The sequence below is a fragment of the Helicobacter canis genome, assembly GCF_900451095.1.
Lineage (GTDB): Bacteria > Campylobacterota > Campylobacteria > Campylobacterales > Helicobacteraceae > Helicobacter_B > Helicobacter_B zhangjianzhongii.
Genome location: NZ_UGHV01000001.1, coordinates 1,204,935 through 1,216,574, shown reverse-complemented (window position 1 = coordinate 1,216,574; position 11,640 = coordinate 1,204,935). Strand labels below are relative to the sequence as shown.

At 45.7% G+C, this 11,640-nt stretch carries 12 protein-coding genes; 8 read left to right on the top strand and 4 right to left on the bottom strand.

What is annotated here, in order from left to right; genetic code table 11:
- The first annotated feature begins 9 nt into the window (after positions 1–9).
- Entirely contained in the window at positions 10–1,491 is a 1,482-nt protein-coding gene (putP, locus tag DX060_RS05735) for a sodium/proline symporter PutP (protein ID WP_115011565.1), read from the top strand.
- A 36-nt stretch (positions 1,492–1,527) separates the two neighbouring features.
- Here the strand turns inward: putP and mnmA are convergent, their stop codons facing one another.
- The gene (mnmA, locus tag DX060_RS05730) at positions 1,528–2,556 is read right to left on the bottom strand and encodes a tRNA 2-thiouridine(34) synthase MnmA (RefSeq protein ID WP_115011564.1); all 1,029 of its coding nucleotides are present in this window, start codon (positions 2,554–2,556) and stop codon (positions 1,528–1,530) included.
- Between the two features lie 157 nt (positions 2,557–2,713).
- Complete coding sequence (locus DX060_RS05725; RefSeq protein ID WP_115011563.1) at positions 2,714–3,466, bottom strand: outer membrane beta-barrel protein; 753 nt, start codon at positions 3,464–3,466, stop codon at positions 2,714–2,716.
- A 136-nt stretch (positions 3,467–3,602) separates the two neighbouring features.
- Here DX060_RS05725 and DX060_RS05720 point away from each other — a divergent pair, with 136 nt between their 5' ends.
- From DX060_RS05720 to DX060_RS05700, 5 genes are all read left to right on the top strand, one after another.
- Positions 3,603–4,328 (top strand): ThiF family adenylyltransferase, encoded by a 726-nt coding sequence (locus DX060_RS05720; RefSeq protein ID WP_115011562.1) that lies wholly within the window; start codon positions 3,603–3,605, stop codon positions 4,326–4,328.
- Complete coding sequence (locus DX060_RS05715; RefSeq protein ID WP_258552213.1) at positions 4,328–4,543, top strand: hypothetical protein; 216 nt, start codon at positions 4,328–4,330, stop codon at positions 4,541–4,543. The genes DX060_RS05720 and DX060_RS05715 overlap by 1 nt, the downstream gene beginning before the upstream one ends.
- A gap of 18 nt (positions 4,544–4,561) precedes the next feature.
- Positions 4,562–5,431 carry a carbon-nitrogen hydrolase gene (locus DX060_RS05710; protein ID WP_309473197.1) on the top strand — a complete coding sequence of 290 codons (870 nt, stop codon included), beginning with the start codon at positions 4,562–4,564 and terminating at the stop codon, positions 5,429–5,431.
- 428 nt (positions 5,432–5,859) lie between these two features.
- On the top strand, positions 5,860–7,191 hold the full coding sequence (locus DX060_RS05705) for a Na+/H+ antiporter NhaC family protein (RefSeq protein WP_115011560.1): 1,332 nt from the start codon (positions 5,860–5,862) through the stop codon (positions 7,189–7,191).
- A gap of 8 nt (positions 7,192–7,199) precedes the next feature.
- On the top strand, positions 7,200–8,345 hold the full coding sequence (locus DX060_RS05700; RefSeq protein WP_115011559.1) for a glycosyltransferase family protein: 1,146 nt from the start codon (positions 7,200–7,202) through the stop codon (positions 8,343–8,345).
- A gap of 44 nt (positions 8,346–8,389) precedes the next feature.
- Here DX060_RS05700 and DX060_RS05695 read toward each other — a convergent pair whose 3' ends face one another.
- Both DX060_RS05695 and DX060_RS05690 read right to left on the bottom strand, forming a co-directional pair.
- Positions 8,390–9,163: a glycosyltransferase gene (locus tag DX060_RS05695; RefSeq protein WP_115011558.1), complete on the bottom strand. Its 774-nt coding sequence runs from the start codon at positions 9,161–9,163 to the stop codon at positions 8,390–8,392.
- The gene (locus DX060_RS05690; RefSeq protein ID WP_115011557.1) at positions 9,138–9,878 is read right to left on the bottom strand and encodes a glycosyltransferase; all 741 of its coding nucleotides are present in this window, start codon (positions 9,876–9,878) and stop codon (positions 9,138–9,140) included. Before DX060_RS05690 ends, DX060_RS05695 begins: the two co-directional genes overlap by 26 nt.
- Before the next feature lie 72 nt (positions 9,879–9,950).
- Between DX060_RS05690 and bioD the strand changes: the two genes are divergently transcribed.
- Together bioD and DX060_RS05680 are read left to right on the top strand one after the other, a co-directional pair.
- On the top strand, positions 9,951–10,601 hold the full coding sequence (gene bioD / locus DX060_RS05685) for an ATP-dependent dethiobiotin synthetase BioD (protein ID WP_115011556.1): 651 nt from the start codon (positions 9,951–9,953) through the stop codon (positions 10,599–10,601).
- Between the two features lie 99 nt (positions 10,602–10,700).
- A complete protein-coding gene (locus DX060_RS05680; RefSeq protein ID WP_115011555.1) occupies positions 10,701–11,477 on the top strand; it encodes a HugZ family heme oxygenase in 777 nt (258 codons plus the stop codon).
- Positions 11,478–11,640 lie beyond the last annotated feature (163 nt).

The window sequence follows — 11,640 nt, the reverse complement described above, 5'->3', positions numbered from 1 at the left end:
GGAGAAACAATGGAAGTTGTAAAAATCAATACAGAAATTGCCATTACTTTTATCGCCTACTCGGCTTTAATGCTATTTATCGGCTTTTATTTTTATAGGAAAAACAAAAGCACAGAAGACTACTTCTTAGGTGGTCGCTCACTAGGTCCTGTGGTTTCAGCCCTAAGTGCTGGGGCTAGTGATATGAGCGGCTGGCTTTTGATGGGGCTGCCCGGAGCTTTGTATGTGGGCGGCTTGGTGGAGAGCTATATCGCCATAGGGCTTAGTATTGGGGCATTGCTTAATTGGAGCTTTGTCGCCAAACGACTTAGAATCTACACAAGCATTATTGCCAATAGCATTACAATCCCTGATTATTTTGAAACGCGCTTTGATGATGATAAGCATATTTTACGCATTATTTGTGCGATTGTAATTTTGGTGTTTTTTACCTTTTATGTATCTGCTGGGCTTGTCGGTGGGGCGAAACTTTTTGAAAGCACCTTTGGGATCGATTATGCTTATGCCCTTACCACAGGGACTATCATCATCGTAGCCTACACATTTTTAGGTGGGTATAAGGCAGTGTGCTGGACAGATATGATTCAAGGGCTTTTGATGATGAGTGCTTTAATTATCGTGCCTGTGGTGATGCTCACAAATCTTGGCGGCTATGATGAGGCGATGAAAATCGTAGCAGATATTAAGCCCAAAGCTCTTTCTATGGGTGAAGGTGTATCAGCCCTTGCGATCATCTCTGCCCTTGCGTGGGGGCTTGGCTATTTTGGACAGCCACATATTTTGGTGCGCTTTATGTCTATCCGCTCGACTAAAGATATTCCAACTGCTACGATTGTGGGGATTTCTTGGATGGTGATTTCACTTATCGGGGCTTGCTTTATAGGAATTTTAGGCATTGCTTATGTGTATAAATTTAATCTCTCCTTGCAAGATCCAGAAAAAATCTTTATCGTGATGAGTCAGCTTCTTTTCAATCCTTGGATCGCTGGGATTTTGCTTTCCGCGATTTTAGCAGCGATTATGAGCACAGCTAGCTCACAGCTTCTTGTTTCAAGCTCGACTTTGGCAGAAGATTTTTATCGCCGTATTTTCAAGCAAGATGCTAGCCCACAAATGGTGATGAAAATCGGTAGATTTGGGGTATTACTTGTAGCTGTTATTGCATTTTTAATCTCTACGGATAAGGATTCTAGTATTTTAAAGATCGTATCTTATGCGTGGGCAGGCTTTGGGGCTAGCTTTGGCTCTGTGATGCTCTTTTCACTCTTTTGGAGTAGAATGACACGCATAGGCGCGATCGCCGGAATGATCACAGGCGCGGTAGTGGTGATTGTATGGCAAAACTACATTGCTGAGTATATCAAGCTCTATGAAATTGTGCCAGGCTTCCTTGCTGCATCACTAGCGATCATTATCGCAAGCCTTATGACAAGCGTGCGCCCAGGCACAAAAGCAGCCTATGACAAAATGATCGCTAATCTACGATCTTAGATTCTATGCTAGATTCTAGCTAGCCTAGAATCTAGGCTAGCCGATCACCCCTCCTCCTAGCACACATTCTCCATCATACACCACCAACGCCTGCCCCTTTGCCACGCCAAACACCGGCTCTTGCAAATGCGCGACAATCCTATCATCACACACCTCAAGCCTAGCTTTTGTAGGCTCGGAGCGGTAGCGGATTTTGATGTCGTATTCTTTATCATTATAGATCGTGGGTAGGCTGATATTGCTTGCTTGGACTAGCTTTTTTGCTAGCTCTTGCTTTTTGCCCACGATGATTTCATTTGCCTTTGGGTCAATATCTAGCACGAAATGCGGCTCTAGCGCACCTTTGACACTAAAGCCCTTGCGCTTACCTATGGTGTATTGCATATAGCCCTTGTGGCTGCCTACGATATTGCCCTGCGTATCGCGCACGACTCCGGGGCTATCGACTTTGGCGTGCTTTTTCAAAATATCAATATAATCTGTTTCAACAAAGCAGATTTCTTGACTCTCTTTATAAGTCTCCAAAGTCCCAAACCACGGCATCGCCTCAAAGGCTTTGGGCTTGACTTCGCTCTTTAGCATATCGCCAAGCGGGAAAATCAGCCGATCAATGGCATCTTGGGATATGGCATACAAAAAGTAGCTTTGATCTTTGCTAGAATCCACCGCCTTTGCAATACGCTTTATGCCATTTACTTCTTGTATGCGCGCATAATGCCCGGTGGCGATTTTCTCACAGCCAAGCTCTAGGGCTTTTTGCAATGCGAAGCCAAATTTCATATTAGGATTGCACATAGCACAAGGATTTGGCGTCTCGCCATTTTGATAGGAGCGCACAAAATAGTCATATACAATCGCCTTAAACTGCTCTTGTGCCTCTAGGACGATAAACTCAAAGCCTAGATTTTTAGCGACTTTCTCGCAGTTTGGGATAAAGACTTTGTGCTTTTCTTCTTTATCGTGTAGCTTTAGGTAGATCCCAAGCACCTCATAACCTTGCTGTTGTAGTAAATAAGCTGAGTAGGAGCTATCTACTCCCCCGCTCATTAGTAACGCAACTTTCATAGATACGCCTTTTAGTGAGATAAATAGGATGTAATTGTATCGCTAGAAATCTCACAAGCACCTTAACAGCGCAGTCAAATGGGGAGCAGATATGTAAGTATATGCGCGTGGATCATCGCATACTTTGTAAGCCAATGCCAATAGATTCTAGGCAAGCCTAGAATACATAAGAATATCCAACGCTTGTGATCAAATTGCGGCTTGAAAATTCAGTATATGTGGCATTTAGCCCCATATTGTCCTTGAAGCTTGCGGCAATTGTAGGGATACGGAAGTTTAGCCCTGCTCTATGATGCTTGCCTATCCCCACTTCAAGCCCGATATTTACAGGCAGGATAAATCCAGATCCTAGATTGGCTTCTGTGATAGTCGCTTGCGCACCTTCTGCGCTTGTTGTTTTAGCTGTGTGCGATCCATACCCTACCCCAAGCCCAGCATAGACCCCAATGCTTGCTTGACTAAGCTGCACAAAATCCCATACCACCTCGACATTAGCACTCACTTGGTGGATTGATTGCATTGTAGAGTTTGTGGTGATAGTAGTAGTCCCGCCACCGCTACCGCCACCACCTTGCTCTATCTCTGTGCTAGTTCCATTTGATCCATTGACCCCATAATGATAGCTCGCATAAGCACGCACGCCAAATGAAGGGACGAAGTAATATCCATACCCAGCCTTCAATCCCAACGCAGCATAGGGATAGGTGATGTTTTGCCCTTGGGTTGTAGTCTGCTGCTGCTGGTTTGTAGGGATAGGATCTACCCTAGTGAAGCCAGCTGCATAGCCTACCTCCGCCCCGATAAATGCGCCACTTTTATCCATACTCTTATCTACACCTTCTGCTTGCAAGCTAGCTAGCAGCACCGCACTAACACCCAAAAATCTTACCCCAAACTTCCTTGCACTCATACATTCTCCTTGTAATGACAAACTCAAATCAAACGCGCCACATTGTGAAAATCTAAAGTAAATACATTTTAAACAAATCACAAAACACGCTTTTCGTGCTACAATTTCGCCTTACACAATTTCCCTAAGGATTGATATGCTAGAGCGAGAGCTTGTAAGCACGCCACAAGAAGAAGCCCAAGATCGCTTCACAAGGTCGCGTTTGCTATTTGGTGATCATTGGACATTTTTACAAAGCAAGCGCGTGTTGATTTTTGGTGTTGGAGGAGTGGGGGGGTTTGCGCTTGATGGCTTGTATCGCTGCGGCGTTACTAATCTCACCATAATTGATAAAGATCGCTTTGACATCACAAATCAAAACCGCCAAATAGGCGCAGAATCTATCGGCGAGATAAAAGTCAAGGTGCTAGAGAAACTATATCCGGGCATTGTGGGTATAGAAGCTAGGCTTGATGAGCTATGGCTAGAAAGCTTTATAGCCCAAAATCCTTCATCTAGTAGCAAGCAATTTTGCGGCTATGATTATGTGATCGATGCTATTGATGATATTCCGGCAAAGATTCTACTAGCCAAAGCTTGTGCTTCTATGCCTTATGGGAGATATATCTGCTCCACAGGCTCTGCCAAGAAGTTTGATCCATCGCATATCAAAGTTGCTAGTATTTGGAAAAGCTATGGCGATAGATTTGCAAGGAAGCTTCGCGATGGATTGAAAAAAGCCGGGTTTAAAGGAGACTACAAAGTCATCTTTAGCCCAGAGCCACCTAAATGCAAAGGCTTAGGGAGCTTTAGCGCGGTAACGGCTAGCTTTGGCTTGCAAATCGCAAGTGAAGTGGCAAGAGATATTATAAAGGAGTCGTAATGATAGTGGATTCTAGCAAGCACAATATGCTTACATACGCAGATTTTAGAAGTCGCGCGGATTTTAGAAGTCGTGCAGATGATGACTTTGATGATGATATAGAAAATGGGTTTGATGATGTAGAGAGTGAATGGGATGATGATGAGTGGGAAGATGACTACAATCAATATGATAGCGATGACTATGAAAGTCCAGATTCTGAATATCAAGAGTAGAGAAGAGCTATGAGAGATATGATAAAAGTCGCTGCTTTGCAGCATAGATTCTATGGCAGCAGAGAAGAGACGATTGCTTACATACGCCAAGAAGTGCTAAAGCTTGCAGGAAGTGTGGATCTCATCGCCCTGCAAGAGCTACATCAAAGCGCGTATTTCTGCCAATATGAGAGCGTGGATCTCTTTGATTTGGCTGAAAGCTTTGAAGCAGATATTGCGCTATTTAGCGATCTAGCAAAGCAGGCAAATGTCGTGCTTGTAACCTCACTTTTTGAAAAACGCGCTAAAGGTCTATATCACAACACTGCCGTAGTCTTTGAGCGCGATGGCTCTATCGCAGGCAAATATCGCAAAATGCATATCCCTGATGACCCAAGCTTTTATGAGAAATTCTACTTCACGCCCGGGGATCTAGGCTTTACCCCCATACAGACAAGCCTAGGGCGGCTTGGTGTGCTTGTGTGCTGGGATCAGTGGTATCCAGAGGCGGCTAGGATTATGGCACTAAAGGGCGCGGATCTACTTATCTACCCCACTGCCATAGGCTTTACCCCAAGTGATAGCAACGAGGAGAAATCCCGCCAGCTCCAAGCGTGGCAGATTATCCAGCGTGCCCATAGCGTGGCAAATGCCCTCCCACTTATAGCGATCAATCGCGTGGGCTTTGAGCTAGATTCTAGCGGGGCTGGAGAGGGGATAGAGTTTTTTGGGCATAGCTTTATAAGTGGAGCTCAAGGCGAGATCCTAGCCCAAGCACAAAGCGAGCAAGCAAGCCTAGTGTGTGAGATCGATCTAAATCGCACGCAAGCCGTGCGGCAAATTTGGCCCTTTTTGCGTGATCGTAGGATTGAGTCGTATGGGGAGATTTTGCAGCGATTTTGCGACTAGCCTAGAATCCACTTTTTCAAGCGATTCAGCTTTGGGATAACATTAGCGCGATTATGGGATTTTTGAGATAGTCATTACCGCTCTAGGTAACTCCTACTTCAAAATTTGAGTAATCAGGCAAATGGATACCCAAAGCTGAATCGCTTGAAAAAGTGGATTCTAGGAGTGAAGCCCAAATTCTCAAAACGCCGCAGGCGGCAGGATTTGCCGATGATTTTCTAAAGAAACTTCGCTTTGCTTGTTTTCTAAAGAAACTTCGTTTTGTGGGTTGCGCGTGGCGAGGCGTGGGCGAAGGGATTTACCTAAGCGGAGAGTCAAGCCCACGCCGCAGCTCCCGCAAAACAAGTGAAGCGGTCGGCGATAGCCGATGTTTCTTTAGTAAAAGCGCGGCAAAGCCAACGCCTTTAAAGATAAAACAAAGGAGTCTTATGAGTGATCTTACCACCCTAGCGACCAACCCAGCTCTACTCAGCGTGCTTGTGATGTGCGCTCTTTGCCTACTGCGCTGCAATGTCTTAATCGCGCTTTTTGCCTCTGCTCTGCTTGCTGGCACACTAAGTGGCAGTGCGGTGCAGCAAACGATACAAATCTTTATCAATGGTATGAGCTCTAAGCTAGAAATTGCCCTAAGCTATATCCTGCTAGGCTTCCTTGCTTCTGCCATTACCAAAAGCAATCTCATCACCATAAGTATCTATAAGCTTACGCAGATGTTCCAAAAAGGCGTGATAAAAAGTAGCGTGCTTATCTGCCTTGCGATCGCAGCTCTCTCTTGCCTTTCGCAAAACCTAATCCCCGTGCATATCGCCTTTATCCCCATTCTAATCCCACCGCTCCTTAGTGTCTTTAATCTCTTAAAAATCGATCGCCGCGCCATTGCGTGTGCGCTTACCTTTGGCTTGCAGGCTCCTTATATCACGCTGCCTTTGGGCTATGGGCTATTCTTCCACCAAACAATCATTGAAGAGATGAATAAATATGGCTTTGCCATAACGCTTAGTGATACAGCCGGTGTGCTGTGGATCGGCGGGCTTGCTATGCTGCTTGGACTGCTTGTTGCAATAATTGGATTCTACTCTCGCCCTAGAATCTACCGCGAGCAAGCGATTGTAGAGCAGCAAGAGTGTATGGAAAATATGCGCTTAGGGCTTGCTGATATTAGTGTGCTTGTGGGGGCGGTGGTAGCCTTTATCGTGCAGCTTAGCACAAACTCTATGCCACTTGGCGCATTTAGCGGGATTGTGATAATGATCCTAGGCGGTGGGATTAAGTGGGGGGCTATGGACTCGCTTGTCGATAGTGGGCTTAAGCTTATGGGCTTTATCGCTTTTGTTATGCTCCTAGCTGCTGGCTTTGCTTCTGTGCTAGAATCTAGCCAAGCCATCACCCAGCTTGTAGAAGTAGGCTCTATGCTTGTAGGGGGTAAATTTGGCGGAGCGGTGCTGATGATTTTACTAGGGCTTTTTATCACTATGGGGATTGGCTCTTCCTTTGGCACGATCCCAATTATCGCGACTTTTTACTGCCCTTTGTGTGTGCAATTAGGCTTTAGTGTGGAGGCGACAATTTTACTCATAGGCATTGCAGCTGCCATAGGCGATGCTGGCTCACCTGCGAGTGATAGCACCATAGGTCCCACCTCTGGGCTTAATGCCGATGGCAAGCACGATCATATTTGGGATACCTGTGTGCCGACATTTTTAGCCTTTAATGTCCCGCTGCTGCTAGCAGGCGTGATAGGCGCAGTGCTTTTAGGCTAGGATGTTTCTTGCGCCCACATATTGCTATGCTAGCGGACTTTGATACGACAAAGCGACCCAGACCGCACAGAATGATTTCCGCGCTAAAAGATATTGCCCAGATGTTTGTCATCGCGCGAGAAGCGAGCCAAGAAAATGGCGCACGCTGCTTTAGCTTCCCTGCCCCAGAATCTAACGCCCAGACCCGCACCAAAGAGCAAAACGCTAGAATCCACTTTTTGTGTGAGCAAGGCGACTTTGCCCCGCTTATCTACACCAAAAACCGCGCAACAATCCCTAAGATTTTAGAATCTCTCCCTAGGCTTAATCTAATCATTGTCGAAGATCTAGCACTACTGCCTTTTGCGTGTGATTATAAAGAGAAGTATCCTTGCAAGATTCTAGTGGATTTGCGTGAATTTTATCCGCTAGAGTATGAAGATAAGCAGTGGCTAGAAGGGCTTGGCAGATTCTTTACCCATTTGTGTAAGCACTACTTGCCAAAGGCTGATTGCTGCTTATGCGTAAGCACCCCCATAATAGATCGCTATGCTAAGGACTTTGGCATCACAAGCATTCTTTACTACTCACTCCCGCCCTACCATAGCCTAACCCCAAGCGCGATTAGCACGCCTATCAAGCTCATTTATCACGGGCTAATTAGTGAAGAGAGAGGCTCTACTAATCTCCTAGAGCTTGCCAAAGAGCTAGGAGAGGGCTATGAGATTTACTGCCAAGTGCTAAGCAACAATAGCGATTTTCTAGCGCGATTTATCGCTCAAGCAGCCCCTATCCCAAACTGCCATATCCTCCCGCCTGTGAGCTTAGAAGAGATTATCCCTAGCTGCAATGACTTTGATATAGGCATAATCAGCCTGCAAGACACAAGCTTCAACAACAAAAACGCTATGCCAAATAAGCTTTTTGAATATATCCAAAGCAGGCTTTGCGTGGTAGCTACACCGCTAGATTCTATTAGAGAGTTTTTTAGACATTATGAAGTGGGCATAACTTCTAGCGATTTTAGTGCTAGCTCCCTAGCCCAAGCCGTGCGCTCTCTCTCACCTGCGCAAATTATGGCGTATAAAATCCGCTCCCACAGCCACGCACAAGAGCTAAGCCTAGAGAGCAACGCCAAAAAAGCACGCCAAATCGTGCGAGATTTGCTGAAGTAAGCCAAAAGTGGATTCTAGTATCTAGCAATCTAGCTATCAAGCCCTCACCTAATCTCATCGATAAAATACCTTGGACGCGCCTTGCTCTCTTGATAAATCTTGCCGACATACTCGCCAATGACCCCAAGACTTAGCAGCTGCACACCGCTAAAAAAGCTTAGCGGGATCATCGTCGAAGCCCAGCCATACACCGCCCAATCTGTGAAAAACCGCACAAAAAGCACATACCCACCAAGCCCAATGGAGAGCAAGAAAAACACAAAGCCTATCACACTCACAAGCCTAAGCGGCACGATAGAGAAGCTTGTTATGCCATTCCACGCGAAAGAGAGCATTTTGCGCAAGGGGTATTTTGACTCCCCGGCATAGCGACTAAGCCTATCATACTCCACAACTCCACTAGAGAATCCAAGCAGCGGCACAATCCCTCGTAAAAACAAATTCACCTCTTTAAACTCCCTAAGCGCAGTGATAGCACGAGAGGAGAGCAGGCGATAATCCGCGTGATTATAGATAATCTTCACCCCCAAAAACGCCATAAGATCATAAAAGCCCTGCGCACTCTTGCGCTTAAAGGCTGTGTCTGTATCGCGCCTTTTACGCACGCCATACACGACTTCTTTGCCCTGCTTGAACGCAGCGACAAACGCATCAAACACTTCAATATCATCTTGCAAATCCGCATCAATGCTAATGGCACAATCACACTGCTGGGCGACAAAATCTAAGCCTGCTAGCAGGGCATTTTGATGTCCTACATTGCGCGAGAGTTTAAGGGCTCTAGTGGGGATTCTACGGGGGGGGGGGGGGGAAATCAACTAGGGATTCAGCTTTTGGACTAGAATCGCGGATTGCTTCGCCGCGCTTCGTTGATAGACCACTAGTCTTATCTTCCTTGCGCGGCTCGCAAAGCCACGATTCTAGCTCCAAAATCTTAGAATCCTTTGCAAAGTTGGCTATATTTTGGACTTCATTGCTAGAATCCTGCGCCAGCTCATTTAAATTTGCTTCGGTGCTAGAATCCTCGTTTGCTTCCGCCTGTGGCTTGCTTGGATTTTGGGCGTTTTTCCTAGAATCCACTTTTTGAAGCACGGCGTTTTTATCGTCATTGCGAGCAAATGCGCTAGCGTTTGCGTGGCAATCCACACTAGAATCCAACTCGCTGTCATTGCGAGCCGACTTGTCGGCGTGGCAATCCATAGATGTTGCGTTAGCAAAAAGGGCATTCCTAGAATCCACTTTAGCAAAAGTGGATTCTGGCAGTAAATGAGCCGTAGCAAGCTGGCTTAGAATCTCCCAAGTGCTATCCTTGCTGCCATCATCGACATAGCATATAAAGCTTTTTGGGCTAATATCGCTAGAATCCACAAGCGCGCGAAGCTTGTGGCTCAATGCCTTATGCGTATGCGCTAAAACCGCTTCTTCATTGTAGCAGGGCACTACCACTGCTACAATGGGGGGCGAGCTTTTTGCTTGGGGGCTAGATAGCGGGCTTTTCAACACATTTTGGCTAGTAGAATCTACATCTTGCATCACACTCTCCTAAAAAAAGCGCATTGTAGCATAAAGCTTTTGATACAATGCCCTATCACACAAAGGGAATATATGGCACAAATCTATATCGCAGGTATCCACACTGACACGGGCAAAACACACTTTAGCGCGGCTTTTTGCAAGGTATTTGGGTATGGGTATTTCAAGCTTGTGCAAGCAGGGCAGGAAGAAGATCGCGCTTTTATCAAGCAATTTGTCCCAGAATGCACGATTTTTGACAATGGTATAAGCCTGCGCACTCCAGCATCGCCACATATCGCTAAGATCATAGAGCGATGTGATTATCAAGGTAGCCATATCGCAATCCCAAGCGCGCAAAATCTCATCATAGAGCTAGCCGGAGGGCTTTTCACACCGCTTGATGATACGCAGTGTATGATTGATTATATGCGCTTAAATCCAAAGCCTTGTGTCCTTGTGGGGCGGTATTATCTAGGGTGTATCAATCATATTTTATTAAGCATTAGCGCGCTTAAGGCGCACAATATCCCCTTGCTGTGTTTGGCGATGATGACAAGTAGTGATGATAGCTATCAAACATATATCAATGATTTTTTACACAATCACCCCTTGCTGCAAGGCACTCCGCTTGTGCGCACACCATTTTTCACACAAGAGAACTTCTCCTATGCCTGCGATACTCTAGCCAGCCAAGCACCGCTTATCACAAATCATTTGCGCCTGCAATGTTTGCAAGGCTAGAATCCGATTTTATCATTTGTGATAGTTATTCTTATTTTTAATAAAAATCTAAGTTAGCTTGCTTTATAATACCCCCCAAAGAAACACAAAGGAGTCAAGATGGATTTTACAAGTATCATTACTCATATGAATGATCATCACACAAACGAGCTTATCGGCTTGGTGAAAAAGTTTGGAGGCAAGAGCGATCCCAAAGATGTCAAGCTAGAGGGCGTGGATTTTGAAGGACTAGATATAGCCTATGCAGGTGGGAGTGTGCGCGTGGAATTCCCCCAAAAAGCCTCACCAGATACCATAAAAAACGCCATTATCTCACTATGTATGAGCGTAGAGCAGACACACGATCTAGCGGGCATTAAGCAAGAGATTGATGCATTTGCCAAGGCGTTTGGCTCAGGTGTGTTGGCAAGCATTAGCCCTAGCGGCGAGGCATTGGCGACCTATGCGCCTGTGATCCACAGCGAAGGTAGATTCTATATCTACATTAGCGAAGTGGCGGAGCATTATGCAAGCATCCGCGCCAATCCAAACAATGTCGAGCTGATGTTTTTAGAAGATGAGAGTAAAGCACAATCTGTCATCTTGCGCAAAAGACTGCGCTACCGCGTGAATGCAAGATTTGTCGAGCGAGATAGTCAGGAGTTTGAAAATGTGTTTGCGCAATTTATCGAGCAAAGTGGTGGAAGTGGCGGGATCAAAACTATCAAAAATATGCACGACTTTCATCTCATTGAGCTAATTGTCCGCAATGGTCGCTATGTCAAGGGATTTGGTCAAGCCTATGCCATCACAAATGGCGAGATCTCCTATCTTGGCGGATCTGGCAACCCTCATAGCAGAAATCCCCATAGCAAAGGCACACACCCCGCACACTAGCACAACTAAGGAGTAATAGGGTAGGAGTGTGGTGGGTCTCCTTTAGTTGTTGTGATCAGTATTACTTTGCATTATTCTTCCTTTATACCCCCTTTTCTCTCTCCTTTGGGGGGTATTTTTCTCTTACGCATTATGATTTTGGTAAAATCCTTATCTTTAAGTA